Annotated in this window: 24 protein-coding genes; 5 read left to right on the forward strand and 19 right to left on the reverse strand. The window is 62.2% G+C overall.

From position 1 onward, the window contains the following. Positions 1 to 21 precede the first annotated feature (21 nt). The 10 genes from JK202_RS06575 to JK202_RS06620 all read right to left on the reverse strand — a co-directional run bounded on the left by JK202_RS06575 (position 22) and on the right by JK202_RS06620 (position 9,847). Complete coding sequence (locus JK202_RS06575; protein ID WP_249199747.1) at positions 22 to 435, reverse strand: helix-turn-helix domain-containing protein; 414 nt, start codon at positions 433 to 435, stop codon at positions 22 to 24. A 449-nt stretch (positions 436 to 884) separates the two neighbouring features. Further along, positions 885 to 1,625 (reverse strand): META domain-containing protein, encoded by a 741-nt coding sequence (locus JK202_RS06580; protein ID WP_211559416.1) that lies wholly within the window; start codon positions 1,623 to 1,625, stop codon positions 885 to 887. 12 nt (positions 1,626 to 1,637) lie between these two features. Then, positions 1,638 to 2,900 (reverse strand): serine--tRNA ligase, encoded by a 1,263-nt coding sequence (gene serS / locus JK202_RS06585; RefSeq protein WP_211559418.1) that lies wholly within the window; start codon positions 2,898 to 2,900, stop codon positions 1,638 to 1,640. 24 nt (positions 2,901 to 2,924) lie between these two features. Continuing rightward, positions 2,925 to 3,710: a twin-arginine translocase subunit TatC gene (gene tatC, locus JK202_RS06590; RefSeq protein ID WP_211559420.1), complete on the reverse strand. Its 786-nt coding sequence runs from the start codon at positions 3,708 to 3,710 to the stop codon at positions 2,925 to 2,927. Beyond that, complete coding sequence (gene tatB / locus JK202_RS06595) at positions 3,707 to 4,318, reverse strand: Sec-independent protein translocase protein TatB (protein ID WP_211559423.1); 612 nt, start codon at positions 4,316 to 4,318, stop codon at positions 3,707 to 3,709. The genes tatC and tatB overlap by 4 nt, the downstream gene beginning before the upstream one ends. A gap of 9 nt (positions 4,319 to 4,327) precedes the next feature. Then, entirely contained in the window at positions 4,328 to 4,954 is a 627-nt protein-coding gene (scpB, locus tag JK202_RS06600; RefSeq protein ID WP_211559425.1) for an SMC-Scp complex subunit ScpB, read from the reverse strand. Continuing rightward, complete coding sequence (locus tag JK202_RS06605; RefSeq protein WP_211559427.1) at positions 4,936 to 5,694, reverse strand: ScpA family protein; 759 nt, start codon at positions 5,692 to 5,694, stop codon at positions 4,936 to 4,938. Before JK202_RS06605 ends, scpB begins: the two co-directional genes overlap by 19 nt. A 10-nt stretch (positions 5,695 to 5,704) precedes the next feature. Then, on the reverse strand, positions 5,705 to 6,835 hold the full coding sequence (locus JK202_RS06610) for an SPOR domain-containing protein (protein WP_211559428.1): 1,131 nt from the start codon (positions 6,833 to 6,835) through the stop codon (positions 5,705 to 5,707). Next, entirely contained in the window at positions 6,832 to 8,640 is a 1,809-nt protein-coding gene (gene argS / locus JK202_RS06615) for an arginine--tRNA ligase (RefSeq protein WP_211559430.1), read from the reverse strand. Before argS ends, JK202_RS06610 begins: the two co-directional genes overlap by 4 nt. A gap of 43 nt (positions 8,641 to 8,683) precedes the next feature. Continuing rightward, on the reverse strand, positions 8,684 to 9,847 hold the full coding sequence (locus tag JK202_RS06620) for a deoxyguanosinetriphosphate triphosphohydrolase (protein WP_211559433.1): 1,164 nt from the start codon (positions 9,845 to 9,847) through the stop codon (positions 8,684 to 8,686). Positions 9,848 to 10,080: 233 nt separating this feature from the next. Here JK202_RS06620 and JK202_RS06625 point away from each other — a divergent pair, with 233 nt between their 5' ends. Together JK202_RS06625 and JK202_RS06630 are read left to right on the forward strand one after the other, a co-directional pair. Beyond that, positions 10,081 to 10,425: an iron-sulfur cluster assembly accessory protein gene (locus tag JK202_RS06625; protein ID WP_211559435.1), complete on the forward strand. Its 345-nt coding sequence runs from the start codon at positions 10,081 to 10,083 to the stop codon at positions 10,423 to 10,425. A gap of 4 nt (positions 10,426 to 10,429) precedes the next feature. Further along, positions 10,430 to 11,206 (forward strand): exodeoxyribonuclease III, encoded by a 777-nt coding sequence (locus JK202_RS06630; protein WP_211559691.1) that lies wholly within the window; start codon positions 10,430 to 10,432, stop codon positions 11,204 to 11,206. A gap of 42 nt (positions 11,207 to 11,248) precedes the next feature. Here the strand turns inward: JK202_RS06630 and JK202_RS06635 are convergent, their stop codons facing one another. The 5 genes from JK202_RS06635 to JK202_RS06655 all read right to left on the reverse strand — a co-directional run bounded on the left by JK202_RS06635 (position 11,249) and on the right by JK202_RS06655 (position 16,798). Further along, entirely contained in the window at positions 11,249 to 11,521 is a 273-nt protein-coding gene (locus tag JK202_RS06635) for a YXWGXW repeat-containing protein (RefSeq protein WP_211559437.1), read from the reverse strand. Positions 11,522 to 11,723: 202 nt separating this feature from the next. Continuing rightward, entirely contained in the window at positions 11,724 to 12,287 is a 564-nt protein-coding gene (locus tag JK202_RS06640; RefSeq protein ID WP_211559439.1) for a bacterioferritin, read from the reverse strand. A 137-nt stretch (positions 12,288 to 12,424) separates the two neighbouring features. After that, the gene (aspS, locus tag JK202_RS06645; RefSeq protein ID WP_211559441.1) at positions 12,425 to 14,221 is read right to left on the reverse strand and encodes an aspartate--tRNA ligase; all 1,797 of its coding nucleotides are present in this window, start codon (positions 14,219 to 14,221) and stop codon (positions 12,425 to 12,427) included. A 93-nt stretch (positions 14,222 to 14,314) separates the two neighbouring features. Then, the gene (locus JK202_RS06650; protein WP_211559443.1) at positions 14,315 to 15,886 is read right to left on the reverse strand and encodes an FAD-dependent oxidoreductase; all 1,572 of its coding nucleotides are present in this window, start codon (positions 15,884 to 15,886) and stop codon (positions 14,315 to 14,317) included. Between the two features lie 144 nt (positions 15,887 to 16,030). Next, positions 16,031 to 16,798: a DUF2076 domain-containing protein gene (locus JK202_RS06655; RefSeq protein ID WP_211559445.1), complete on the reverse strand. Its 768-nt coding sequence runs from the start codon at positions 16,796 to 16,798 to the stop codon at positions 16,031 to 16,033. 165 nt (positions 16,799 to 16,963) lie between these two features. Here JK202_RS06655 and JK202_RS06660 point away from each other — a divergent pair, with 165 nt between their 5' ends. The 3 genes from JK202_RS06660 to JK202_RS06670 are packed head-to-tail and all read left to right on the forward strand — an operon-like array spanning position 16,964 to position 21,990. Then, on the forward strand, positions 16,964 to 17,842 hold the full coding sequence (locus JK202_RS06660; protein ID WP_062033727.1) for a glycine--tRNA ligase subunit alpha: 879 nt from the start codon (positions 16,964 to 16,966) through the stop codon (positions 17,840 to 17,842). Continuing rightward, positions 17,835 to 19,943: a glycine--tRNA ligase subunit beta gene (gene glyS, locus JK202_RS06665; RefSeq protein WP_211559447.1), complete on the forward strand. Its 2,109-nt coding sequence runs from the start codon at positions 17,835 to 17,837 to the stop codon at positions 19,941 to 19,943. The genes JK202_RS06660 and glyS overlap by 8 nt, the downstream gene beginning before the upstream one ends. 4 nt (positions 19,944 to 19,947) lie before the next feature. Next, positions 19,948 to 21,990 carry a DUF2075 domain-containing protein gene (locus JK202_RS06670; protein WP_211559449.1) on the forward strand — a complete coding sequence of 681 codons (2,043 nt, stop codon included), beginning with the start codon at positions 19,948 to 19,950 and terminating at the stop codon, positions 21,988 to 21,990. On the opposite strand, the gene rodA is transcribed toward JK202_RS06670, so the two are convergent. The 4 genes from rodA to mreC all read right to left on the reverse strand — a co-directional run bounded on the left by rodA (position 21,987) and on the right by mreC (position 26,747). After that, complete coding sequence (gene rodA / locus JK202_RS06675) at positions 21,987 to 23,174, reverse strand: rod shape-determining protein RodA (protein ID WP_211559451.1); 1,188 nt, start codon at positions 23,172 to 23,174, stop codon at positions 21,987 to 21,989. The genes JK202_RS06670 and rodA overlap by 4 nt on opposite strands. Further along, positions 23,171 to 25,183 carry a penicillin-binding protein 2 gene (mrdA, locus tag JK202_RS06680; RefSeq protein ID WP_249199749.1) on the reverse strand — a complete coding sequence of 671 codons (2,013 nt, stop codon included), beginning with the start codon at positions 25,181 to 25,183 and terminating at the stop codon, positions 23,171 to 23,173. Before mrdA ends, rodA begins: the two co-directional genes overlap by 4 nt. Before the next feature lie 62 nt (positions 25,184 to 25,245). Further along, positions 25,246 to 25,812, reverse strand: coding sequence for a hypothetical protein (locus tag JK202_RS06685; RefSeq protein ID WP_211559453.1), 567 nt, complete (start codon positions 25,810 to 25,812; stop codon positions 25,246 to 25,248). A gap of 5 nt (positions 25,813 to 25,817) precedes the next feature. After that, positions 25,818 to 26,747 (reverse strand): rod shape-determining protein MreC, encoded by a 930-nt coding sequence (gene mreC, locus JK202_RS06690; RefSeq protein WP_211559455.1) that lies wholly within the window; start codon positions 26,745 to 26,747, stop codon positions 25,818 to 25,820.

Here is a 26,747-nt window from a genome sequence, read left to right on the forward strand (position 1 = left end):
GACATCTGTCAGGCCGGGAGATCAGGCCGTTCTGGACTGACCGATTGGTTTTACGTCCTGCACTTCACCCGATGTATTGCGAACCCGCCGCTCGATCCATTTCTGGGCCTGCAGCTTGATCAGCGGATCAAGCTGGCGATACAGGGTGAGCATCGTGTTTTCGTCGGGTGTCAGCGTCGCCTGAATGGCTTTGTAGGCCATGCCCGTCAGCAGGACTTCCGGTTCCACACCCAGAACTTCTGCAAGACTTCCCAAATGCTTGCCAACATGACCAGAACGGCCGGTCTCCCAGAAGGCCACGGCCGAGCGTGAAATTCCGACTTTTTCGGCAAGTTGCTGCTGGCTCAGTCCAGCCATTTCACGCAGAAGCCGGATGCGGCGCCCGAGTTCAAGCCCGGGGGAGAGCTGCGCCGCTGGAACCGCATTTCTGGTCAATACGGCCTCCGTTTCTCTGATCCATGCCCTGTATGTCATTTCGGAAACCTGGACTGGAGCGGCCGACTGGCCCTCGACTCTGAAACCGACCCGACCGGCCGCAAGCGTTATAATTTCCCTTACTTCACCATCAGGGCGTCCTGCAGCCGCCGAAGAGGCCCATTTCTGCCCGAGTCCGAGCTGAATTGTTGTTCTCATCACTAAGTCTCCGGCACGATAACAGCGGCGCTTCACGCCATGCGACAAAAACTCGCCGCCGGTCAGAATTTTCCCACCACAACGGGAAAATTTTTTCTGTTCGAACCATTTCAAGGATGGCGTTAGCTGGATCAGATTAGTCTTGTTTCGCTTTTCAGGGGAAGGGCAATCATACCCCCCTGCCCCTTTAAAAAAAGCGTGTAGCCCAAAAAGTTTTTTGGAAATCCAACTTCTAACGGTTACTCGGATGATTACTGGGCGTCCTGCGGGACAAGTATCATTGTTCCGAGAGCAGCACTTCCATGCAGCACAAGGTGACTTGCGTCATCACGTGACCACGAGGTCACGGTCGGGAGGAAAGCCCCGATCTGCTGTTCCTGAACCATCAGTGTCGGAAGGCAGGCCTTCCGGGTCATGGCAAATGGCATAAAACGGATCGTCTGCGCAGCAAGCCTGAAATGGCCCATCAGGCGGTTGCAGCCATCCGTACCATAGACCGTACCGTCCTGTTGCAGGGTCAGGCCGGGTGCCTCGGACGTGCTGTCGAAATGAAGACTGCCGACGCTCTGGATCCGCCAGGCCCCGTAGGGCGCCTTTACTGCTGTACCTGCAACACGCCGGAGCAGAAGCTGGGGATGATCGAGGGGCATGCCGCCATCCGGGGTCGCAAAAAGCCGACGCCCTTCAACCGTAATTTCCGCATTCAGTACATAATGCCCTCCGGAAGGCAGAACCGGATAGGTGAGCGTATAGGGGATGGGCACAGCATGATGGATATCTTCGCGCTGTTCGGCCATGACAAGCGGAGCGCCGTGTGTCGCACCCGTATCCTCGATCCAGACGCTCAGGACCGCCCCCGGCGGCAGGGCCATGCGCTCACGGTAAAGCGCCTGACCATGCAGAGTGCGCATGCTGTCCGCCTGTGCGGGACAGGATGACAGGACAGACCCTGCGGCCAGAAGAGCCAATGCGAAACGACGGATCGTGATCATGCCTGAAAGTCCTCAGCCGATGCGGTTCAGCCCGCCCATATACGGACGCAGAACCTCGGGGATATCGATGCTGCCGTCTTCGTTCTGATAGGTTTCCATCACGGCAATCATCGTCCGGCCGACAGCAAGACCGGACCCGTTGAGCGTGTTGACGAAAGCCGGTCCATTTTCTGCACGATAGCGCGCATTCATGCGGCGCGCCTGAAAATCTCGCGTGTTGGAGCACGAAGAGATCTCGCGCCAGGCCTTCTGGCCCGGAATCCAGGCTTCCAGATCATATGTCTTGGCCGCGCCAAAGCCCGTATCGCCCGCACAGAGCAGCATCCGGCGGAAGGTAATCCCCAGACGCGTCAGAATTGTCTCGGCGGCCTGCGTCATACGCTCGTGCTCGGCCTCGCTGTCTTCGGGCTTTACGACGGAGACCAGTTCGCATTTGGTGAACTGGTGCTGGCGCAGCATTCCGCGCACGTCACGCCCGGCCGAACCGGCTTCCGACCGGAAGCACTGCGAGAGCGCGGTCATGCGGATCGGCAGCGCATCGGCAGGCAGGATATCGCCCATGACGGAGGCTGTGAGGGGGACTTCGGCAGTCGGGATCAGCCAGCGGCCGTCTTCGGTCCGGAACGAGTCCTCGGCAAACTTGGGCAGCTTGTCCGTGCCGTACATCGCGTCGTCATTGACCAGAAGCGGCACGCTGGTTTCGCTGTAGCCGAACTCGGTCGTATGGGTGTCGAGCATGAACTGGCCGAGCGCACGTTCCAGACGGGCGAGCGCCCCGCGCAGAACGACAAAGCGCGTACCAGACAGCTTGGCAGCAGTCGGGAAATCCATCTGGCCAAGCGCTTCGCCGAGTTCGAAATGCTGTTTCGGCTCGAAGGTAAATTCGCGCTTCTCGCCACGGACATGAACAACGACGTTGTCGTCCTCGCTCTTTCCGTCGGGCACGGACGCATCGAGATGGTTCGGCAGTGCTTTGAGCACATCGTCGATCCGGGTCTGGATCGTGTTGGCGCGCTCTTCGAGCCCGGCGATCTGGTCACGCAGGGCTACGGCCTTCGCTTCGATCTCGGCCGTGTCGAGCTTCTGGCGCTTGAGAAGGCCAATTTCCTTGGCCAGCGCCTTGCGGGCAGCCTGTACGTCCTGCAGTGCAGCCAGTGCGGCGCGGCGCTCTTCATCATCACTGACAAGCTGCTGCCCCACAGGTGACAGGCCCCGACGTGCGAGAGCAGCGTCAAAAGCGGCCGGGTCGGCGCGCAGGGCTTTCAGGTCATGCATGGTTCAGGGCTCCGGCAGGTGTCATCAGTCTTCATCGGCAATCATGGCCTTGGGTTCAACGAACCGGGCCGTGAGAATGGATACCTCGTACAGCGCGACGAGGGGAATGGCGAGGCTCAGCATCGTAATCGCATCGGGCGGCGCAATCACAGCCGCTACGGCAAAGGACGCCACAACAGCATAGCGGCGGAAACGCTTGAGCTGCGCCACGCTCAGCAGGCCGACGCGTACCAGCAGCGTCAGGACGACGGGCAGCTCGAAACAGACCCCGAACGCCAGGATCATTTTCGTGACCAGCGTCAGATATTCCGAGACCTTGGCCTGAAGCTCGATCTGCATGCCGCCATTGGCGTCCTGCGGCGTCTGGAATGACAGGAAGAACTGCCACGCGTACGGAAAGACCACATAATAGGCCAGTGCCGCACCGATCAGGAACATGATCGGAGTGGCGATCAGAAACGGGGCGAACGCGCGTTTCTCGCTGCGATACAGGCCGGGCGCGATGAAGATCCAGGCCTGGATGGCGATCATGGGAAAGGACAGGCAGGTCGCGCCGAAAACAGCCACGCGGATATAGGTGAAGAAAGCCTCATACAGCGCGGTGTAGATCAGATGCGGCTGTTCGCCGTTCTTGCGCATGATGTTGCCGAGCGGCGCCGCCAGAAAGCGGTAGATCTCGCCCGAGAAATGGTAGCAGATGGCGAAGGCGATCACGAAGGTCACGATCGACCAGATCAGCCGTTTGCGCAGCTCCACGAGATGTTCGAGGAGCGGCATCGGCGTGTCGTTGATGCTGTCGGTGTCGGTCATTCGCCGTCCTTTCCGCTCGCGATGGGGATGCGCCGGCCAGCATGGATGGCCCGGACGGGCGGTAGGATATCGGGCGCACGCCAGCGGGAGCGCTCGTGCTGGAGCCGCCGTGCCGTGCTGGGCGGCAGAATGGACGGCGCGCCCGCAACATCATCGTTGACCCCCGCCTCTTCTTCCACCGGCATGTCCACGGCGGGTTCAAACTGCGGACGTGCGTTGTAGGGCACCGTTTCCAGATCGGTCAGGGACGATGCAGGCGGTGGCGGAAGCGGCGGTGCGGCCGGAACCCTGGGCAGCGAAGCGGCGGACGCCTTCGTGGAGGCATCCAGATCCAGACTGCGCCGGATGGAGTTGTCGCCGTCGATGGCCTTGGTGACGCGATCTCGCAGGTTGAAGCTCTTCAGATCCCGGAACTGGTCACGGGCCTCGGACAAATCGGCCTCACGGACCATCTCGTCCACATGGGACTGGAACTCCGAAGCCATGCGCCGCATCGCCTTCAGTCCGTTGGACAGGGTGCGGATGGCAACCGGCAGGTCCTTCGGGCGGATGAAGACCATCGCCACCATCACGAACAGCGCGATTTCCGAGAAACTGAAGTCAAACATGCGACATTCCTAGCCTGTCTGCTCCGTTCCGCCTACGGCAGAAGATTCGTTTGTATCCTCGCTAGGTTCAGGAGGCGCTTCGGTCGATGCGCGGTCCAGCAGGAAGTCTTCACGACGGGGCAGCGCACCAAGATCGGGCAGGGCGAAACTCTCCAGAAAATGCGCCGTGGTGCCCCACAAAACGGGACGTCCGGGAACTTCCTTGCGACCCTTCGGCGCAATCAGGCTGTCTTCGAGCAGGGCATCAAGAATGGCCTGTCCAAGCGAGACACCCCGGATGGCTTCGATTTCCGCCCGGGTGCAGGGCTGGTGATAGGCCACGATCGCCAGCGTCTCCATGGCGCCACGGCTCAGACGACGCGGCTTTTCGACGATTTTCGTCAGAGCCGAGGCGAACTCAGGCCGGGTGCGGAACTGCCAGCCGCCCGCGACCATCACCAAATCGATGGCATGACCGGCATAAAGCGTACGAACGGCTTCAAGAGCCTCCTCAACCGTCACATTCACGGACTGGGCCTTGAAAAGCTCTGCAATCGCAGCGGGTCGGACAGGTTCGGGACTGGCGAAAACCAGCGCTTCCACCAGGCGGCAGGCGTGATCGAGGGAAGCGGAGTCGGTCATGATGCGGGCCGCCATTCGATGTCCCCGAAAGCCTCGGGCTGACGCAGTTCAAGCACCCCGCCCTTCGCCATTTCCAGCCCCGCGAGGAGCGTCCCGGCCAGCGCCGCATTGCGCCCGTAAGGCCCTTCTTCGCCGTCCAGTTCGTTCGGGTCCGGCAGGAGAGAGGTGAGGGTCTGCCAGCCGACCACACTATCCGTTCCAAGGAGGCGCTTGAGACGGGACAGCGCGTCCTGCACGCTCCAGTAGCGGCGGGCACGAGGCGCATAGACCGTCCGGCGCCCCGTTCTGCGACGTGCGGACAGATAGGCGGTGATGAGCGCCGGCATGTCCACGCGCAGGCCGGAGCGGTCGATTTCAGTATGGTCCTCGCCCTGCCCGCGCCGGAACACGTCCAGACCAAGCCGGGGCTGTTCTGTCAGCCACTGGGCGGCGGCACGCATCCGTTCGAGTTCGATCAGGCGTTCCTGAAGAAGCTCGATGGCATCTTCGGCGTCCGGATCTTCGTTTTCGGCGGGAAGCAGCAGTTTGGATTTCAGCCAGGCGAGCCAGGCCGCCATGACGAGCCAGTCCGCTGCCAGTTCCAGCCGCAGGCTCCGCGCTTCCGCACGGGCCTTATCCACGACGGCCAGATACTGGTCCACCAGTTGCAGGATGGAGATTTTCGCCAGATCCACCTTCTGCTTGCGGGCCAGATCGAGGAGCAGGTCAAGCGGCCCCTCGAACCCGTCAAGCGTCAGATGGAGTGTCTCGCTCAAACGCCAGCTCTCAGAACTGGGCTGGCGTACAGGCGACGGACTGTGCGTGCAGCTTCACACAATAGGCGCGTGCGGCCTTCAGATCCTCAAAGCCACCAATCCGCAGACGGACAAAAGTGTGGTCCCCGCGCGTGGTCTTTTCGAACAGCGGCGTATGTCCGGCGAACAGAGCCGGTGCCTGATGGCGCAGGCTGTCCCATTCCTTGCGGGCTGCAGCTTCGCTGTCGAACGCGCCGAGCTGGACTTCATGCGAACCACTGCCAGACCTTTCCGCCTTCTGCACTGCCGGAGCAGCCGCTTTCGGCGCCCCTACAGTATCAGGATTCGGCCCGGGTGCGGGCAGCGGCTTCTCAACCGGCCGCGCCGCATGATGGACGGGTGCATCTTCCTTCTTCGGAGCTTCCTTGGCAGGCGCTGCCTTAGGGGGCTCGGCCGGAGCGGCAGCCTGATCCTGCGGCTTTTCCGGAACTGTGGCAGGCAGCGCGGTCCCCGGAGACATCTGACCCGTATCGGTCGGCGCAGCCGCCTCGGGCGGGATCGCAGGTGCCTGGGAGGCCGGAGCCTTGTCCGGAGTTGCGCCACCCTGTGCCGGGGCATCCGCTTTCGGGGCGTCTGTTGCAGGCGTCTCCGCCGCCGGAGTTCCGGGGGGAACGCCGTACTGACGGGCCAGCGCCTTCGTATCAGGCTGCTCTGGGCCAGGTGCCAGATGCGCTTCGCCGTTGCCGGTCATGTCGGTTTCGCCATCATCACCGCTCATGATCTGCATCCCGCCCGGATCGGCCGGACGGTCCTTCACGGGGCCCGGCGGCGGACCGATGATGGGAATGCCACCGTGATGGCCACCGGTCAGGGACCAGCCACCAACGGCCAGAAGCAGCACGACGCCAATACCAACCGCACCGCCGACGAGCTTGCGCGTGGCGGGATCACTGCCGAGTAGGGACGTCAGACGCCCTGCCCGGGCCGTATTCCCGGCCGCAGCCGGACGGCGACGCGGCGGGGGCTCGTCGTCATAGTCGTTGCTCAGACGTTCGCGGTCGAAACGCTGCTGCGGGCGCGGGCCTGAAGCGGGCTGCTTCGGAGGGCGGCCGTAATCGCCGGGATCGGGGCGGTTGCGATCCTGATCGTTTTCCGGGTTCATCGCATTTCCTCTACCGGCACAACGCCTAGAATGGTGAGGGCACAGCGCAGCGTTCCCGCAATGGCCGAAACCAGCGCCAGCTTGGCGAGGCTGGTTGCGCGGTCGTTCTCATGCAGGAAGCGCAAGGTGGTGTCTTCGCGGCCCCGGTTCCACAGGGCATGGAAGTCAGAGGCCAGATCAATGCAATAGGTCGCGATCCGGTGCGGCTCGCGCGCTGTCGCAGCAGCTTCGACGCTACGCGGGAAAGCAGCCAGACGACGCAGGACGGCCAGTTCGACGTCCGAAGACAGATTGGACAGATCAGCGCCGCACAGGGCTTCCGGCGTCACGGCGTCCGCCCCGAACATCGTCTCAGCCGAGCGCAGGACCGAGCGGCAGCGGGCATGGGCGTACTGAACGTAGAACACCGGATTATCCCGCGTCTGGGCCACGACGGCATCCAGATCGAATTCCATCTGCGCATCGGCTTTGCGGGTCAGCATCGTGAAGCGCACGGCGTCCCGGCCTACTTCATCCAGAAGGTCGCGCAGGGTCACGAACGTGCCGGCGCGCTTGGACATCTTCACCGGCTCGCCGTTCTTCACGACGCGCACGATCTGGCACATCACGACTTCAAAGCCGGTCTTGCCATCCGTCAGGGCGGAAATGGCAGCCCGCATGCGCGAGACGTACCCGCCGTGATCGGCACCGAGGACGTCGATCAGGACGTCGGCATTCTCGGCCTTCTGGGCGTGGTAGCCAATGTCGTTGGCGAAATAGGTGTTGGTGCCGTCGGACTTGCGAAGCGCGCGGTCCTGATCGTCGCCGAATTCAGTGGAGCGGAAGAGCGTCTGCGGGCGGGCTTCCCAGTCTTCGGGCATCTTGCCCTTGGGCGGCTCAAGCACGCCTTCATAGAGCAGGCCCTTGCTGTCGAGCTTGGCAATCGCGGCATCCACACGACCACTGGCCAGTGTTTCGGCTTCGCTGGCGAAGACTTCATGCGAAATGCCAAGCGCTTCCAGATCTTCGCGGATGGCGGCCATCATCTGCGTGAGGGCTTCACGACGCACGGTTTCGAACCAGACGGACGGATCTGCCGGACCACCTTCGGCGTTGGCAAGCGCACGACCATGCTTTTCCGCAATGCTTTCGGCGACCGGGACCAGGTAGTCGCCCTGATATTGCAGGCCGTTCGGCGTTAGCGGACTGAAATCATCCGCGGAAATGTCGGTGCCAATGGCCTGAAGATAGCGCCAGTATGTGGCCCAGGTCAGGGCGACGACCTGCGTTCCGGCGTCGTTGATGTAGTATTCGCGCGTCACGGGACTGCCTGCCGCTTCGAGCAGGTTGGCCAGTGCGTCACCGACCACCGCGCCACGGCAATGACCGACATGCATCGGGCCGGTCGGGTTGGCGGAAACGTATTCCACGTTCACGCGCGTCCCCTGCCCCATTGTGGAGCGGCCATAGCGCTCGCCAGCCTTCAGCACGGAAACAGCCACGCCTTGCAGGACTTCGGGCCTGAGCGTCAGGTTCACGAACCCCGGCCCTGCGGCTTCAGCCTTCGCGATCTCCGGCAGTTCGGAGAACTTCGCAACCAGTTCGGCCGCAATATCGGCAGGCTTGCGACGCGCGGGCTTGGCGGCCAGCATCGCAGCGTTCGTGGCCATATCACCATGGGACGGGTCCCGCGTGGGGGTCAGATCGACGCGCTGCACCACCTCTTCCGGCAGGCCGGGGACGACCGATCGCAGAGCGTCGCACACCTGAACCCGGGTGCGGGCAAAGAGACAGTCAGTCGTAAGGGTCGTGGTGTCAGCGGCCATTTCAGCTCGATTCCTGTAACGCGTCTTCAAATCAGAGGCTCTATCAGCCCAGCACGGAGAGGTCCGTCAACCGTCGATGTTCTTCCATCGCGAAACGATCGGTCATTCCGGCAATATAATCGGCCACCAGACGCCTGCGCTGCACGTCATCGGCGGCTTTTGCATGTCCGCGCAGCGGATCGGGCAGAAGGCCGGGATCTTCGGACAGGATGTCGAAAATTTCGCGCACGGCGATCTTGGCCTTCCGCGCCATACGGTTGACGCGCCAGTGGCGGTACATATTGGCATAGAGAAACTTGCGGATGGCCTTGTTGGCTTCCCGCATTTCCGGACTGAATGCCACGACAGGATATCCGGCATTGCGGATATCGTCCGCCGATTGCGGATTAAGGGCTTCGAGGTTCCGGCGCGTCTGCTCCGTCAGGTCGGTGGCGAGCTGGTTGATGACAACGCGGATGGTTTCATGACGCACACGCTGGGCCTGATCGGACGCCTCACGCCCGATCTGACGTTCCATGTCACGGGACCGGCGCAGGGCTTCGCCGACCAGCGGCAGGTCTGCGATATCTTCAAAAGACAGTAGCCCGGCGCGCAGACCATCATCTAAATCATGGCCGTGATAGGCGATATCATCCGACATGGCCGCAACCTGCGCTTCGGCCGAGGCGTGGCTTTGCAGATCCAGATGGTGTTTTGCGTCGTAGTCCACGAAATAGGGCGTCGGGCGTTTGACCGGGCCGTTATGCTTGGCAAGCCCTTCGAGCGCTTCCCAGGTCAGGTTCAGACCATCAAAGGCGTGGTAACGGGCTTCAAGAGCCGTCACGAGACGCAGCGACTGGGTGTTGTGGTCGAAACCACCCCAGTCCTTCATCGCGAGAGACAGCGCGTCTTCACCGGCATGACCGAACGGCGTGTGACCGAGATCATGGGCCAGCGAGACGGTCTCCGTCAGGTCCTCGTTCAGGTCCAGATTGCGGGCAATGGAGCGCGCGATCTGCGCAACTTCGAGCGAATGTGTCAGGCGGGTGCGGAAAAAATCGCCTTCATGGTTGATGAAGACCTGCGTTTTATATTGCAGGGTCCGGAACCCGGCAGAGTGCAGCACGCGGTCGCGGTCGCGCTGCCAGGGGGAGCGGACCGGGCTTTCCACTTCGGAATAGAGCCTGCCCCGGGAGCCGGAGTCCTGTACCGCGTAGATCGCTACCATCAAGACATGTCCTGTGTGTGAGCCGCCTGTCCGCAAACCTCGCCCGCAGGCATTACGGCCCGTAGAGCGCCGTCTGCGGCTGGATTACACGCTCATTCTACGCCAGCCCCACATCCGCGCAACCACGGAGCCTTTGCCCTTCGGGCCTCTCTGACCATATAATCAGGACCGCAGCCGTCTTGCTGGGCCTTACAGGGTCCAGCCGCCTTTTCAGAGTCCGGGAACACACGCCCATGTCCGACACCGTGCCTTTCAGCATTTCCGCCAGCGCCGCCGCGCGCATCAAGGACATCATCGCAGCCCAGCCCGAGCCCGACGGGCTTGCCTTGCGCGTTGCGGTTCTGGCGGGAGGCTGCAACGGGTTTCAGTACCAGTTCCGGCTGGAACGCGACCGGGCTGCGGATGATGTCGTCATCGAACGCGATGGCACGCAGGTGTTTGTTGATACGACCAGCCTCGACCTGCTGGAAAACGCCGAGCTGGAATTCGTGGATAAGCTGATGGGCGCGCATTTCACGGTCACGAACCCCAATGCCGCCTCGTCCTGTGGCTGTGGCACCAGCTTCTCGCTGGCCTGATCCGATGAGCCCGACGCCGTTCACCTTCGCAAGCTGGAACATCAACTCCATCCGCGCCCGCGCCCATCATGTTCAGGACTGGCTGGAACGCCATCCAGAATGCGATCTGCTGTGCCTTCAGGAAATCAAATGCGAGGACAGCCAGTTCCCGGCGCTGTTCGCGGAAGCCGGGCTGCATGTCGCGACCTCGGGGCAGAAAGCCTATAACGGCGTGGCGCTGATCGGGCGTCGGCCTTTCACGGTCACGCATCATGCGCTGCCGGGATTTGAGCATCCGTCCGCCCGCTATATCGAAACGGAACTCGACGGGATTACGATCGGCAATCTCTATCTGCCGAACGGCAATTCCGGCGGCGAAGACGGTTACGCGACCAAGCTGGCGTTCTTCGACGCCCTGGCGGCGCGAGCACGGGTTCTGCTGGATGCGGAAAAGCCGTTCGCGTTCATCGGGGACTTCAATGTCTGCCCGACGGACGAGGATCTGGCTCCCGGCGCCCTCCCCCTCGATGATGCACTGGTGCGTCCCGAGACACGCGCGGCTTTCCGCAGGCTGGAATGGATGGGCCTGACGGATGCACTGCGGGCCCTGCATCCTACGGGTCGGCATTACACGTTCTGGGACTATCAGGCCGGGGCGTTCCAGCGGAACTCAGGACTGCGGATCGATTATGCGTTGCTCTCCGCAAGCCTGACTGAACGACTGAAGTCTTTCATGATCGACTGGGACGAGCGGAGCAAAGAAAAAGCCTCCGATCACGTCCCGGTTCTCGTCACGGTCTGACAGCTTAGGAGGCGGGAGGGGTCCTCCGGCCCCTTCCCCATCTCAGGCGTGACGCAGATTGGGTTTTCGCGTCAGATGGCCGGACTGCCACTGATAGCCATTCCCGCTCCAGCGCCAGTGCCCCGGCACCCAGCGCATCCCATTCCCATGCGGCGGAATGGGCTCGGGCAGGACGTGCGGCGGTGGCGGCGGCTGACGGTAAGGGCCGCTATAGGGCACAAACTGTGCGTGGGCTGTTCCCGTCATGGGCGCAATCGCCATCGTACCTGCAAACAGGGCGGAAACAGCCAAGATCCCTGACAGATGTTTCAGCATCAATGCTCTCCTTCTCATGACGCCTTGTCACGGAAAGATGATGCCAGGGTGCTGCGGGCGGCCATGAGGCGCATCTATGGCGGAATCCGGGCAGCGCATAATTTTATGTTTCCAGACTTAGCCATCCGATACTGATCGCAAAAAAAGAGGGCACGTCCCGTAACAGGAAGCACCCCCTCTTCAGATGAACGACGGGCCGCGATCAGTTCAGAAACGGCTTGCCTTCATGAGCGACCAGCAGGTCGTGCAGATCCGTGGCGTGATCTTCCTCGTCAGCCAGGAAGCCTTCAAGCATGATGCGAGTTGTGGGGTCCTTGTCGCCGAAATAGCGGATCAGTTCCTGATAATGCTCGATCACCACGCGCTCGGCGATCAGGTCCTGCTTCACCATTTCAACGAGATTGCCGCCATTGCCGTATTCAGTGGCGGAACGGGTAGCCAGGCCTTCGGGATTGAAGTTCGGTACGCCACCAAGCTGGTCGATGCGGTTTGCGGCCGCCAGCATGTGTTTGCGCTCGGACGCCGCGTGTTCATTGAACTCCGCGCCAACGCTTTCGCTTGTCAGACCTTCAACGGAAATGGCGTGCATCGTGTAGCGCAGGACGCAGACCAGTTCGGTCGCGACAACAGCCTGAAGGATGTCGATCGCGGTTTTGACGTCGCCCCTATAGGTGGCCGTGACGGCACCATCGTCGAGAGATTTCTTTGCATTGGCGCGCAGCGTCTGCACGTCTGTCAGGAAGGCGTTCTTCTTGTCGTCAGCCATGGAAAATTCTGCCTCGAAGGTTGGGATCTGTTTCTCCAACGACAGAAATGACGAAGTGTTGCAGGCGGCATAAAAAAACCGGCATCTCCCGAATGGAAGATGCCGGTTCTGAAACAGCGAATGAGGCTGCTTAAGGCTTATTTGCTGGCGGTCGGCTTGGGCTTCGGCAGGTCGAGCGCGAGATGCAGCTCTTTCAGGCGGGCCGGTTCGATCGGGGCCGGAGCTTCCATCATCAGGTCCTCGCCGCTCTGGTTGAGCGGGAAGAGAATGACTTCGCGGATGTTCGGCTCATCGGCCAGCAGCATCACGATACGGTCCACACCCGGTGCGGCGCCACCATGTGGCGGGGCACCGTAACGGAAGGCGTTCAGCATGCCGCCGAAACGCTCTTCCACGACTTCGGGGCCGTAGCCTGCGATCTCGAAGGCCCGCAGCATGACTTCCGGCAGATGATTCCGGATCGCGCCGGAGGACAGTTCCACGCCGTTGCAGACGATGTCGTACTGATAGGCGTTGATCGTCAGCGGGTCCTGAGTGTTCAGGGCGTCGAGACCACCCTGCGGCATGGAGAACGGGTTGTGCGAGAAGTCGACCTTCCCGGTTTCCTCGTTCAGCTCGAACATCGGGAAGTCCACGACCCAGCAGAAACGGAACGCGTTCTTCTCGATCAGATCCAGCTCGGTTGCGACCTTGGTGCGGACGACGCCAGAGAACTTGGCGACCTCATCCCCCTTGCCTGCTGCGAAGAACACAGCGTCACCAGCCTTCAGGCCGCAGGCTTCACGGATGCTCTCGACGCGATCCGCTTCGAGGTTCTTGGCAATCGGGCCCTTGCCGCCTTCTGCTTCGAAAATGATGTAGCCCAGACCACCGGCACCGCTTTCACGCGCCCAGGTGTTGAGCTTGTCGAAGAAGCCGCGCGGACGATCACCCGCACCCGGAGCCGGGATCGCACGGATCTGGCCGCCGGACGCTGCGATCTTGGCAAACAGGCCAAAGCCGGAATCGCGGAAGGCTTCCGTGACGTCCTTGATGATCAGCGGGTTACGCAGATCCGGCTTGTCAGAGCCGTAGTCGCGCATGGCGTCGGCATAAGGAATGCGCGGGAATGCGCCGTCCGTGATCTTCCAGCCTTCGGGCGTAAACTCGTTGAACACGCCGGCGAGGACGGGTTCGAGCACCGTGAAGACGTCTTCCTGCGTGACGAACGACATCTCGAAATCGAGCTGATAGAACTCGCCCGGGCTACGGTCAGCGCGCGACGCTTCATCGCGGAAGCAGGGTGCAATCTGGAAGTAGCGGTCGAAACCGGCAACCATCGCAAGCTGCTTGAACTGCTGCGGAGCCTGCGGCAGGGCGTAGAACTTGCCCGGATGCAGACGCGCCGGGACGAGGAAGTCACGCGCGCCTTCGGGAGACGAAGCCGTCAGGATCGGCGTCTGGAACTCGGTGAAGCCCTGCGCGATCATGCGCTGACGCAGGCTCGTGATGACCTTACTGCGGAGCAGGATGTTCTGGTGCATCTTGTCGCGGCGCAGGTCGATGTAGCGATACTTCAGACGCAGGTCTTCGGGATAGTTCTCGTTGCCCGCCACCTGGAACGGCAGAACTTCTGCGCTGGAGCGGACTTCAAGGGCGTCGGCCAGAACTTCTACATCACCGGTCGGCAGGTTCGGGTTGCGCTGCGATCCGTGACGCACCACGACCTTGCCGGTCACGGTGATGACGCTCTCGACGCGCAGGCGCTCGGCCTTTTCCAGCAGGTCCGTGCCGGAGGGGATGACGATCTGCGTCACGCCGTAATGATCGCGCAGGTCGATGAACAGCAGGCCGCCATGATCGCGCTTGCTGTGCACCCAGCCGGAGAGACGGACGACCTGTCCGGCATTCTCCTCACGCAGGGCGCTACAGTCATGGGTGCGGTATGGATGCATGTCGGGCCTCTTCAACGTCCTGTGCGGATAAGTGCGCGCAGGAAGCCGGGACGGCCCTCTCATGTCAAGTTTTCTGCGAGTTCACAGGCGCGTTCAGGCCTTTTCCTGCATGAAACCGGCAAAATCGACCGCAGCCCGCGCCATGTCGGCCGCATGCCCTGCTCCGGCCAGTGCGACGGGCCTGCCATCCTTGAGATAGGTCGCAAGGAACTTGAAACCGCGGATATCGCCTTCCAGCGCAACGTTATCGAAGCTCTCGCCCCATCCCAGAAGCTCGATTTTCTTGCCGAACTGCTGCGTCCAGAACCACGGCATCGGAACATTCGGGGTGTCATGCCCCATCATCGCCAGAGCCGCGATGCGACCCTGCACTTCGGCATGGCGCCAGTGCTCGATTCGCCGGGGTGCGCCATCATGGAAGACAGCGGAGGCATCGCCTGCGGCATAGACATTGGGATAGGCCACAACCTCATCGCCCTGCGTCACCCGCATCTGGCCGTTCACGACAATCGCACCATGTTCGTCACGCTCCAGCCCCGACACGTAATCCGTAACCGGCGTCACCCCCACGCCCAGAAGCACGAAAGCGGCTGGCAGACGTGTGCCGTCGTCAAGCTCCACACCGGAGGCGGTTCCGTCGCCACCGTCCTCGGCATAGATCTCCGTGACCCGTGCGTCTGAGACGAATGCCACGCCGTTTTCTTCATGCAATTGCCGCAGGCGGATACCGATTTCGCGGCCGAACTGCTTTTCCATCGGGATTTCGCTGTCAGAGATGATCGTCACGCCCACGCCACGCTGACGCAGGGATGAGGCCGCTTCAAGGCCGATGAACCCAGCCCCCACGATCGTCACCGCCAGATTCGAGTCCAGAATGGCTGCAATCCGCTCCGCATCGGCCTCGCGGTGCAGCGTATAGACGCCTTTCATGTCCACGCCGGGAATGTCCGGCTTTCTGGTTACGGCCCCCGTGGCGATCAGAACATGATCGGCGGTCAGATCCGTGCCGTCCTGCAATTTGGCCGTGCGGGTCTGCGGATCGAACTGCGCCACATGCCCCCGGACACGGGTGATGCCGCGTTCGGTGTAGAATTCTTCTTCCCGTACAGGCGGCGCATGGGCCTTTTCGGATTCGCTGACGAGGACGGTCTTGCTCAGGGCCGTGCGGTCGTAAGGAAGATCCTTTTCCTCGCTCACCATCGTGATGGTGCCCGCAAATCCTTCCGCCCGGAGCGTCACCGCCGCGCTGACAGCCGCGGCCCCAGCCCCCAGAAGCAGGACGCTCTCGTTTTCCTGCCGTTTTTCCGGAGCCTGCCGCAGCTTTGGCTTCAGTCCGACCAGCACCCTGCCATCCACGATCTGGACCGGATATTGCGGCAGCGGATCAAGGGCCAGCGGTTCAACGAGGCTGCCATCCGTCGCGTCGAAAACAGCCTTGTGCCAGGGGCAGACCAGCACACTGCCTTTTTCCGTCCGGCAGAAGGCGCCCTGTTCCAGCGGTGCCTCCTTATGGGGGCACTTGCCCGCAAAGCCATGCACGCTGTCCCCGTCCCGGATGAGAACCACCGGCGTGCCATCCAGGGAAAATGGCGTGATCTTGCCGTCTTCGAGCGTATCGAAAGCACAGAGATCGCGAAAATCAGCGTTCGGGACGGATTGGGACATCGGATATAGCCTCCCGGGCGGGGATTGGGGACAGTCATGAGAGCGAACGCAGCATAGGCCGGCGGGTTGGCAAACATCAAAAAGCCCGCCCGGACATCGTGTCCGGACGGGCTTTTGAAAAACATCTGTCTGGTGAGGACAGGATCAGAACATGTCGTCGAATCCGCCGCCGCCGTCACCGCCACCGAAGTCACCGCCGCCACCAGAATCGCCGCCGCCGAAATCGGAGTTGGAGAAATTACCGGCATCCGTGCCCGAGCCGCCGAAGGGGTCGGAGGCGGAAGCATCACCGCCGTAATTGTTGATGATGGTGTCGCCACCCGTGCCCCAGCCACCGGCTGCATCGCCGCCGCCATGATGATCGGAGAACAGGCCTTCAAGCGCGTTGGCGGCCATCATGCCACCCGCCACACCTGCGGCTGTCGTCAGGGCCGAGCCAAGGAAGCCCGAGCCGCCACGCTGGAACATGCCCGGCTGATAGCCTGGCGGATAGGCGTACTGCTGCTGCGGCATGAAGTTCGGCGGCGGAGCAGCCTGTGAGCCCCAGCCCGGCGGCGGCGCGGACTGCTGCGGACGGTTGCCGCCGCTGAAGAGGCCACCAAACAGGCCCGGCTTGGACGCGCCGGACTGCTGCACCTGCGCGAGCTGCTGCTGGGCCTGCTGGAGCTGGAATTCGAGCTGACGGATACGGTTCTGCGCCTGTGCCAGAGCGGCTTCCTGCACCACGGCCATCTGGGTCACGCGATAGCGGGCTTCCGGATATTTCTGGAAGTTGTCGGCGATGAAGCGGTCCGCTTCTGGGTCGATGGGCGGCAGAGGGGCGGCCGGTGGCTGTCCAGGCCCCGTGACCTGCGGCCCTCCCCCGACACGGGCGACGAAACGGGCGATCAGATCGCGTTCTTCGTTGTTCATCGTCATCATCCTTCCAGATGAAGAAATTGCAGAGCGTCAATCATATGATGCACTCACACGCAGTCTACAAGATCGGCCACAAGATCGCTAAATGACGCTCCCTTCCGGTTATGGGCCGGTGGCTGTAAGGTGACGCCCGATTTCTGCCAACCGGAGCCTATCGAATTGTCTGCGACCCGGCCGCTCTGCTTCCAGGACCTGATCCTGCGCCTTCATCAATTCTGGTCCGAGAAGGGCTGCGCCATTTTGCAGCCTTACGATACCGAACTCGGAGCAGGCACGCTCTCCCCTCACACCACGCTCCGCGCACTCGGCCCCAAGCCCTGGGCCGCTGCCTATGTGCAGCCCTGCCGCCGTCCCTCGGATGGCCGTTACGGCGAGAACCCGAACCGTCTTCAGCACTATTACCAGTATCAGGTGCTGCTCAAGCCGACGCCGGAAGACAGCCAGCAGCTTCTGCTCGACAGCTACCGTGCCATCGGGATCGACCCCGAGCTGCACGATATCCGATTCGTCGAGGATGACTGGGAAAACCCGACCATCGGCGCCTGGGGACTGGGCTGGGAAGTCTGGTGTGACGGGATGGAGGTCTCGCAGTTCACCTATTTCCAGCAGGTTGGCGGTATTCCGACCGTCATGCCATCGACGGAACTGACCTATGGACTCGAGCGTCTGGCGATGTATGTGCAGGGCGTCGAAAACGTTTACGACCTCGATTTCAACGGCCGTGGCCTGACCTATGGCGACGTGTTTCTGCGTGCCGAGCAGGACTATTCACGCCATAATTTCGAGCTCGCCGACACGCAGATGCTGCTCACCCATTTCAACGATGCCGAGCGGGAGTCCATCCGGCTGTCCGAGGCCGGCGTGGCCCAGCCTGCCTATGACCAGTGCCTCAAGGCCTCGCATCTGTTCAATCTGCTGGATGCGCGGGGCGTGATTTCCGTGTCCGAGCGCGCATCCTATATCGGGCGCGTCCGTGCGCTTGCCAAAGCCGCCTGCGACGCCTGGCTCGCCGGTGAGGAGGAGACGTCCCATGGCTGAACTCTTTATCGAACTGTTCAGCGAGGAAATCCCCTCCGGCATGCAGGCCCGTGCGGCGAACGATCTGGGTTCGCTGCTGACCAAAGCGCTCGACGGCCTGAATCCGCGTGATCTGCGCATTTTCTTCGGTGCCCGCCGTATCGCGGCGATCCTGAATGTCGATGCCGAAATCCCGGCCCGCAGCGTGTCTGAGCGTGGCCCGCGTGAAGGTGCACCGGAAAAGGCGCTGGAAGGCTTCACCCGCAAGCATGGCGTCACACCGGCGGATCTGACGCTGGAAAACGGCTTCTGGGTTCTGAACAAGTCGCTCGACCCGGTGAGTGCGGAAAGCCGCGTGTCCGAAGCCGTGCCGGAGCTTCTGTGGAAGTTCCCCTGGCCGAAATCCATGCGCTGGGGCGCGGGGTCGAACTTCACATGGGTGCGCCCGCTGCGTCGGATCGCCTGCCTGCTGGATGGGCACGTCGTGCCATTCGCCCTCGCCCGTGACGGGGATGACGCGCATGGTCTGAAGGCGTCCAACCTCTCCGAAGGCCATCGCTTTCTCGCTCCGGGCGCGTTCGAGATCCTGTCTGGCCAGCAGTGGCAGGACGAGCTTGAAACGCGTTCGGTCATCGTGGACATGGACAGCCGCCGCGACATGGTGCGCACGGGTGTAGCGCGTCTGGCGGACCAGCATGGCATTACGGTCGTGCAGGATGACGGGCTGGTCGATGAAGTCTGCGGGCTGGTCGAATATCCGGTCCCGCTTCTGGGTAAAATCGACGCTGCGTTCATGGACCTGCCGGCCGAAGTGATGCAGGTCTCCATGCGGATCAACCAGCGCTATTTCGCGCTGCGCAATCCAGACGGCAAGGCTGCACCGTATTTCGCTTTCATCGGCAACCTGCCGTTCAAGGATGGCGGCAAGCTGACCACGGCGGGCAATGAGCGCGTGCTTCGCGCCCGGTTTGCCGATGCGCGGCATTTCTGGGATCTGGATCGCAAGACCACGCTGGCCGACCGTGTTCCGGCGCTGGCGGCGGTAACGTTCCATGCCAAGCTGGGCACGCAGGCCGAGCGCGCCGAGCGGATCTCGAAGCTTGCAGGCACCGTGGCGCAGGCCATGGGTCTTGATGGCGCACAGATCGCGCAGGCTGAACGCGCGGGTCTGCTGGCCAAGGCGGATCTGACGACCGGAATGGTCGGCGAGTTCCCGGAACTTCAGGGCGTCATGGGCGGCTATTACGCGGCGCATGATGGTGAAGACGAGGCCGTCTCCCGTGCCGTGGCCGAGCATTACCTGCCGCGCGGTCAGTCCGATGAGACGGCCAAGGCACCGGTTTCGGTCGCTGTGGCGCTCGCGGACCGGCTCGACCTGCTGGCCGGTTTTTTTGCCATCGGTGAACTGCCGAGTGGTTCGGGCGATCCGTATGCGCTGCGTCGTGCGGCTCTGGGCATCATCCGGACGATCCGTGACAACGGGCTGCGTTTAGACTTGTCTGACCTTCTTGCCAGAGCAGCAGACAGTTTCCACGACAATCCATTCAAAGACGTTCAATCCCAAACAAAATTGATGCCGTTTATTCAAGAACGTCTGCGCGTTATCCTTCGCACAGAAGGTCAAAGGCACGATGTTCTTGATGCATGCTTTGCTGGAAAGCGCTTTGACACCGTAGGGGAACTTGTACCAACAGCGCTGGATGGCGATCTGGTCCGGCTTCTGGCCCGGACTTCGGCGCTGTCAGAGATGATCCAGACGGAAGACGGACGCAACCTGCTCGCCGCCGCCAAGCGCGCCGCCAACATCCTGCGCATCGAGGACAAGAAGGACGGCCCGCATACCGGCGCACCCGATCCCACCCTCTATACGCAGGACGAGGAACGCGCTCTGGCTGCCGGTCTCGATCAGGCCGTTCCCGCAATCGAGACGGCCCTGAAGGAAGAGCGTTTCACTGATGCGATGCAGGCCATTGCGGCCCTGCGTCCGACGCTGGACCGTTTCTTCGGAGCCGTGACGGTCAACGCGCCGGAGCCGGAGGTGCGGGCCAATCGCCTCAGACTGCTGTCCCGCTTCCGCGAGACGACGGCCCTGATCGCCGATTTCGGCCAGATCGAGGGCTGAGGCCATGGGAGCGTGGTGGTCCGGGTCCGTCACCACGCTCCTTCACACTCCCCCGGCCCAACTCTGCGCCGCTTTAGCCCATAAGGTGGTGCAGAACCGTTTTCAGGGCGAGCCGCAGCAGGCTCGTGCCTGGGAAGCGCAGATTGACCTTTTGCGCGACATTCTTCCGACAATTCCCAACGCGCAGGACTGGCAGGTTCTGTTCGAGTTCCCGATCCCGCGGCTTGGCGGGAGAATTGACACGGTTCTGGTCTCACCCGGCGCGATTTATGTGCTGGAATTCAAGATCGGCGCGTCCAGTTTCGACGGTGCAGCGCTCTCCCAGACGGAAGGTTATGCGCTCGACCTGCTGGATTTTCATGCTACCAGCCGGGCCCATCCGCTCATTCCCATTCTGGTTGCCACAGATGCGCCGCCCCGTGCTCAAACATCCCCTCTTCTGCTCCCGCTGGGCGTCACGGAGGTTCAGCGCGTCAATGCAGCGGGACTGAAAACGCTGCTGACCACGCTGGCGGCGCACACGGCGCAGACGGCTCATACCGATCACCCACTCATCCCCGCGCAGTGGGAACATGCCCCCTACGATCCGGTCCCGAGCATCGTGGAAGCCGCCCGGCAGATCTACGCGACACATAGCGTTGCCGATATCCACACGGCCCGTGCGGACGCGACAAACCTGACGCAGACCTCGGCCTGTATCGCCAGCATTCTGGAAACTGCCCGGACGGCTGGGCGCAAGGTCATCGTGTTCGTCTCGGGTATTCCGGGCGCGGGTAAGACGCTGTGTGGCCTGAAGGCGGCTTTTGCAGATGGGAGCGATGGAACGGGTGCGACGTTCCTGACCGGAAACCCCACCCTTGTCTCGGTGCTACGCGAGGCCCTGACGCGCGATACGGTCAGGCGGGGGCAGAAGCGTCCCCTCGTGGAACAGCGGATGGAGTCCACCATCCAATCCCTGACCAAATTCCGCGATCACTATGTCGGGCGTCCGGCGGAATGTCCGCCCGAGCAGATCATGGTCATTGACGAGGCCCAGCGCTGCTGGACGCAGACTCAGGCTGTCCGCAAAAGCCAACAGCGGCATGTGAAGCTGACAGAGTCCGAGCCCGCGCATCTGCTGGACATCATGGGACGGCATGACGGGTTCGCGGCCATTCTGTGCCTGATCGGGCATGGGCAAGAAATCAATGATGGTGAAGGCGGTCTGGCCTGCTGGGGTGAGGCCCTTCTGAGCCGCCCGGCGTGGCACGTTGAGGCGGCTCCGGACGTGATCGGAACCGGGGATCTGACGCATCTGCCTGCCACGCTCGAAGCCGGAAGGCAGCGCTTTTTACATCTCGGTGTCGCCATCCGATCCCTGCGCGAGGAGACCGCCCCCCGATGGGTCAATGCCGTCCTTGATGGAGACGTCGAAACGGCACGGCATCTGGCCGGGCTGACAGATCTGCCGTTTCGGCTCACGCGCAGTCTGGACGATCTGCGTGCCGGGCTGCGTCATCGCTCGCGCCTGACCTATCGGTGTGGGCTGGTTGCAAGTTCGAAAGCGAAACGTCTTCGGGCCGAAGGGCTTGGCTGTGAAGTCCCGCACATGGACGACAAGGCCGTGTCCCAATGGTTCCTGAACCGCTGGGTTCCGGATAGGGATATCCGGGCGTCTGACGCCCTTGAGACCTGTGCGACGGAGTTTGCCATTCAGGGGCTGGAACTGGATTTTGTGGGGCTGTGCTGGGATGGCGATCTGATCCGCGCACCTTCAGGCGATCGCTGGCAGCCGCGCCGCTTTTCGGGCACGAAATGGGCCAATGTCAGTGCAGCGGAAGCGACTTTATGGCGGCTGAACACCTATCGCGTCCTGCTGACACGGGCCCGGTACGAGACCCTGATCTGGGTGCCGCAGGGCAATGCAGATGATCCAACACGAGATCCCGAAACACTGGACCGGATCGCGGATTTTCTGATGGCATGCGGCGTGCCTGCGCTGGAACCGGTCGCACACGCACCTGCCTTTACCGTGCAGAATGATCTGGCGGACCTTCTGGCCGGTTAGTCCTCGTCCTCTTCCACACCCGGATCACGCTCGTTGCGATGCACCCAGGCGGACATGAGCAGCCCAAAGCCGAACATCATCGTCAGCATGGCCGAGCCACCATAGGAAATGAGCGGCAGCGGCACACCACCCACCGGGATGGCCCCCATAACCATGGACAGGTTCACCGCGCAGTACAGAAAAAAATCCATCGCAATGCCCAGACCCAGCAGCCGCCCGAACTGGTTGCGGCTGCGGATGGCGATGAGCATGCCCCCCATAACGAGCGTTCCCAGCAGCACAATGACGGCGATCCCGCCGACAAAGCCCCACTCTTCTCCGATCATGGTGAAGATGAAGTCCGTCTGTTTTTCCGGCAGGAAGTTCAGCTGGCCCTGACTGCCATGCAGGTATCCCTCGCCCCACATGCCACCGGAGCCGAGCGCGATCTTGGACTGGATGATGTTGTAACCCGCACCCAGCGGATCATGTTCGGGATGCAGGAACGTATCGATCCGGGCCTTCTGGTAGTCGTGCAGATGGCTGTAGATCAGCTTGCCCATGAACGGCAGTGGCGCCACGAGCAGCACGATCTGCCACAGGCGCATCCCGGCTGCGAAGAACAGCGTCGCCCCGATGACACCGATAATCGTCGCAGTCCCGAGATTGGGTTCCTTGAGCACTAGCAGGACCGGCAGCAGCGTCAGAAGTGCGGGCGGGATCAGGCGCAGCGGATTGCCCATCCGTTCGTTACCGATCCGGTGAAACCAGGTCGCCAGCATCAGAACGAGGCCGATTTTCGCGAATTCGGAGGGCTGGAACTGCATCCCCGCCAGATTGATCCAGCGTTCCGCGCCCTTTCCCACATGCCCCATCCGCAACACAAGGGCGAGCAGCGTGACCGAAAGAAGATAGACCGGAACCGCCGCCATACGCAGAAGACGGGGGCTGATGAGCGAGACGGCGATCATCATCACCAGACCGAACCCAAACCGCACCATCTGCGGCGCGGCAAACGGCTTGGCCGAACCACCACCGGCTGAATAGAGCGCGATATAGCCCACCCCCGCTAGCACGCAGACCAGCAGAACATAGATCCAGTTGACCTGAAGCAGGCGCGCCATCGGGCGGAAATCGGGCTCGGCCCGTAGGAGACGCCGATCGGATTTAAGGAAGCCGAACGTGTTCAGGCCATTGCGCTTCATTGCGTTGTCCCCGGCTCCGAGTGAGCGTCTGCGACGGGAGGGGCTGTGGAAACAGAGGGGATGGCTTCAGCCGGAGCGGCCGGCGTTTCTGCTCCGGCTGGTGGTGGTGCAACAGTTGGGGCGGCAGGACGGACATCACTGGCCGGGTCGCGCAGCAAGGTGTCGGTCATGATGAGCTTGGCGAGAGGCGCGGCTTCATCCGCACCAGCATTCCCATGTTCCACAACCACTGCGACGGCATATTTCGGATTGTCGTAAGGCGCAAAGCAGATGAACAGCGCATGGGGCCGGTATTCCCAGGGCAGGTTCATGGAATTGAAGTGCCCGGACTCACGCAGTGCGCGTGAAACACGGCGGACCTGTGCCGACCCCGTCTTTCCCGCCATCTGGATCCCCGGCAGGTCCAGCCGCGCCTTGGGGGCCGTGCCATGCTGATCGTTGACGACCGCGAACATCCCGCCCCGCACGACGTCCAGATAGTCCGGCGGCAGATCGACCTTTGCCACGTCCTCCACTGAAGCCAGCGCTGAAAGCTGATCGTTGGTCGCGCGTAGCAGATGCGGCTGCACGTTCCGGCCCGAAGCAATACGGGAGGTATAGGTGGCAAGTTCCAGCGGCGTGACCTGCACGAAACCCTGCCCAATGCCCGCATTGACCGTATCGCCACCATTCCAGTGGAAGCCGTGCTTCTGCCGCCATTCAGGCGTCGGGATCACGCCGGACCGGACATGCGGCAGCTCGATCTCAGGCTTGACGCCCAGCCCCATCGCATTGCCGACCGCCTTGATCGGGTCCATGCCGCACCGGCGCGCCACTTCATAGAAATAGACGTCGCAGGAGAATTTCAGACCCTCACGCATGTTGATCATGCCGTGGCCCCAGCGGTTCCAGCAATGGAAGCGCACACCGCCCAGATCGTAATATCCAGGGCAGTTGAAGCGGTCCTGTGCCGTAACGGAGCCTGATTTGAGGGCGGCAAGGGCCACGGCGGGTTTAAAGGTCGAGCCGGGCGGGTAGAGACCGGACACCGCCTTGTCCACCAGCGGCGTGCGCGGATCGCTGGCCCATTCGTTCCACTGGGCGTGACTGACGCCGGAATCGAACAGCGACGGATCGAAGGACGGCGTGCTGACCATCGCCATCACCTCGCCGTTGCGACAGTCCATGACCACCGCACTGGCCACACGGTCTTCAAGACGGTTGAGCACCTGCTGCTGAAGGACGGAGTCCAGCGTCAGGCGCACATCCTCGCCCTGCTGGCCTTCCACGCGATCGATCTCGCCAATCACGCGACCGACGGCGTTGACTTCCATCTCCACGGAACCCGATTCGCCACGCAGGGATGCTTCCTGCGTCTGTTCGATCCCGGCCCGTCCAACCCGCATTCCCGGCAGCGACAGCGTCGTGTCCTTGGAGACGTCCTCTTCGTTTGGCGGTGCGACATAGCCCACGATATGGGCCATCAGATCCTTGAACGGATAAAGCCGTGTCGATCCCACATCGACCAGAACACCCGGCAGAGAGGGCGCATTCAGCTCGATCCGGGCCATGTCGTCCCAAGACAGGAATTCATGCAACGTGACGGGCACGTATTTATGGACATGCCGCAGATCACGTTCGATGCGCGCACGGTCATGTTCATCCAGCGGGACGATCTGGGAAAAGCGCTCGATGACGGCCGGAATATCCGTCGTCTCTTCCGGCATCAGAAGCGCGCGCCAGCTGACCTTGTTGTCCGCCAGCGCGATACCGAAGCGGTCATGAACCGTGCCGCGGGCTGGCGCGAGAAGACGCTTGCTCGTCCGGTTGCGTTCGGCAAGCTGGCGCAGGTGCCCCCCATCCACGACCTGCAGATTATACAGCCGCCGCCCGAGCACACCCAGCACCCCGGCCTGCACGGCCATGACCAGCAGCGCACGGCGCGTGAAGACGCCCCGCCCCGAACGCACAGGCTCAGCCTGGCGCTTTTGGCGCATCCGCGACCGGAAAGGGGTTTTTCGGGAAAACATCAGGGCAGAAATTCAGATCCGGAAAAGAAAACAGCCTTCCACGCGGCACGCAGAAGACGCTGTCAGGCCTGATCGGGATTGGCAAATGTGCGGCGTCCCCAGACAAACAGCGCTGTCAGGCTGGGATAGATACCGATTGTAAGCGCCGCCTGAAAGAGGCCAGGTGCGGGAGAAAGCAGTGCAACGGCATGCAGGCACACCAGCGCCCACTGAAAAAAGGAGGCCAGAACAGCGAAAATGCTGAAAATCAGCCACCCAGCGATGAAACCCAGACGCGACAGGCCATAGCGCCAGTGATGCGCCACGCCATAAATCACAAGCAGGGACAGCAGCACTGTGCCCGGCGGCCCGAAACTGAAAATTTCCACGATCAGCCCGCACAAAAAAACCGCAAGTGCTGGCATGGAACGGGGGCGGCTATGCGCCCAGAACCAGACCGTACACATCGCAATCCCAAACTGAAGCTGCGCCTGCCCCGGAATTCCGAACGGTGCGGACAGCAGAATGGCGGACAACATGATGAACAGCGACGGCATGGCCGCCCTGCTGGACATGTCGAGCGCGCGGCGGAAGGTCTGTTTGGGCTCAACCGCGGAGTGCAGATGCGGCGTGGAGTTCTCGGCAACCATGGCGCTTACTGCCCTCCCCGCCCCGGCATGTCCGGCAGATTGGGCAGCCATGAGAACGGCAGAGGACCGGTCAGCGGATTTTGCGGCAGTTTGCGCACCTTCACACGGCCTGGCGCATCAGGTGCCTGCGAATCGTCATCGCCGTAATCGAACACGCGGACGATATCCAGTCGGTCCAGATCCGCATCCGGAACCACGACCGGCCGGTTCGGTGCACTGTAATGGACCGTGCCAACCGGCAGTCCGGCAGGCATCGTGCTCTGGCCGCGGGTTTCCACGCGCTCGCCCTCAACAGGGTGGTGATCCTGTGGATAGAAGATCAGGCGCGGCGCGGCGGTATCGTCACCAGCCATGATCGCATCCCCATGTGAGCTTCCAAGCGTCACAGGAATGCGGCTCGCATCATCGTTGATCATCAGAACGCGGACCGTATGGGGCCCGACTTCGGTCACACGTCCCAGCAGCCCTGCAGCGTCCAGCGCGACATCCCCGATCCGCACCTCATGTCCACTGCCCACATCCAGCAGAACTGCACGTGAGTACGGGCCACCGTCGTCCCGCGTCACCCGACCGGTCACATACTGAGGCACCGTCTCGGGGATCCAGTGCAGGCTTTTCTTGAGACGACCGTTCTCGGCCGCGAGCGCCACCGCAACGTCATACCAATGCCGCAGAGCACGGTTTTCTTCGCGCAGCCGGGCATTTTCTTTCGCCAGATCCGTCGCACCGCGCAGGTCCGTCAGCCAGACTGTGGCGCGCTCCTGCGGCCAGACGAGCCCATGATAGGCCGGCGCCATGAAATCCGTCGCCATAAGTCGCACCCCGTCAACGGCCGGACGACGGACCAGTCCGAGAAGGACAAGCCCGACCGCCAGCAGGATCAGGATGGGCAGGACCGCCTTTGCAAGCACCTGCCGGGCATGGATGGAAAGCAT

This window comes from Gluconobacter sp. Dm-62 (assembly GCF_018256155.1).
Lineage (GTDB): Bacteria > Pseudomonadota > Alphaproteobacteria > Acetobacterales > Acetobacteraceae > Gluconobacter.

Excerpts from the sequence above, each read along its gene's own strand:
- JK202_RS06685 (WP_211559453.1), bottom strand. The coding sequence starts at position 25,812 with ATGGTTGCCGAGAACTCCACGCCGCATCTGCACTCCGCGGTTGAGCCC.
- serS (WP_211559418.1), bottom strand. The coding sequence starts at position 2,900 with ATGCATGACCTGAAAGCCCTGCGCGCCGACCCGGCCGCTTTTGACGCT.
- tatC (WP_211559420.1), bottom strand. The coding sequence starts at position 3,710 with ATGACCGACACCGACAGCATCAACGACACGCCGATGCCGCTCCTCGAA.
- rodA (WP_211559451.1), bottom strand. The coding sequence starts at position 23,174 with ATGAAGCGCAATGGCCTGAACACGTTCGGCTTCCTTAAATCCGATCGG.
- scpB (WP_211559425.1), bottom strand. The coding sequence starts at position 4,954 with ATGGCGGCCCGCATCATGACCGACTCCGCTTCCCTCGATCACGCCTGC.
- argS (WP_211559430.1), bottom strand. The coding sequence starts at position 8,640 with ATGGCCGCTGACACCACGACCCTTACGACTGACTGTCTCTTTGCCCGC.
- mreC (WP_211559455.1), bottom strand. The coding sequence starts at position 26,747 with ATGCTTTCCATCCATGCCCGGCAGGTGCTTGCAAAGGCGGTCCTGCCC.
- JK202_RS06640 (WP_211559439.1), bottom strand. The coding sequence starts at position 12,287 with ATGGCTGACGACAAGAAGAACGCCTTCCTGACAGACGTGCAGACGCTG.
- JK202_RS06620 (WP_211559433.1), bottom strand. The coding sequence starts at position 9,847 with ATGGTAGCGATCTACGCGGTACAGGACTCCGGCTCCCGGGGCAGGCTC.
- JK202_RS06650 (WP_211559443.1), bottom strand. The coding sequence starts at position 15,886 with ATGTCCCAATCCGTCCCGAACGCTGATTTTCGCGATCTCTGTGCTTTC.
- tatB (WP_211559423.1), bottom strand. The coding sequence starts at position 4,318 with ATGTTTGACTTCAGTTTCTCGGAAATCGCGCTGTTCGTGATGGTGGCG.
- JK202_RS06610 (WP_211559428.1), bottom strand. The coding sequence starts at position 6,835 with ATGAACCCGGAAAACGATCAGGATCGCAACCGCCCCGATCCCGGCGAT.
- mrdA (WP_249199749.1), bottom strand. The coding sequence starts at position 25,183 with ATGTTTTCCCGAAAAACCCCTTTCCGGTCGCGGATGCGCCAAAAGCGC.
- JK202_RS06635 (WP_211559437.1), bottom strand. The coding sequence starts at position 11,521 with ATGCTGAAACATCTGTCAGGGATCTTGGCTGTTTCCGCCCTGTTTGCA.
- JK202_RS06630 (WP_211559691.1), top strand. The coding sequence starts at position 10,430 with ATGAGCCCGACGCCGTTCACCTTCGCAAGCTGGAACATCAACTCCATC.
- JK202_RS06625 (WP_211559435.1), top strand. The coding sequence starts at position 10,081 with ATGTCCGACACCGTGCCTTTCAGCATTTCCGCCAGCGCCGCCGCGCGC.
- JK202_RS06655 (WP_211559445.1), bottom strand. The coding sequence starts at position 16,798 with ATGAACAACGAAGAACGCGATCTGATCGCCCGTTTCGTCGCCCGTGTC.
- JK202_RS06670 (WP_211559449.1), top strand. The coding sequence starts at position 19,948 with ATGGGAGCGTGGTGGTCCGGGTCCGTCACCACGCTCCTTCACACTCCC.
- aspS (WP_211559441.1), bottom strand. The coding sequence starts at position 14,221 with ATGCATCCATACCGCACCCATGACTGTAGCGCCCTGCGTGAGGAGAAT.
- JK202_RS06580 (WP_211559416.1), bottom strand. The coding sequence starts at position 1,625 with ATGATCACGATCCGTCGTTTCGCATTGGCTCTTCTGGCCGCAGGGTCT.
- glyS (WP_211559447.1), top strand. The coding sequence starts at position 17,835 with ATGGCTGAACTCTTTATCGAACTGTTCAGCGAGGAAATCCCCTCCGGC.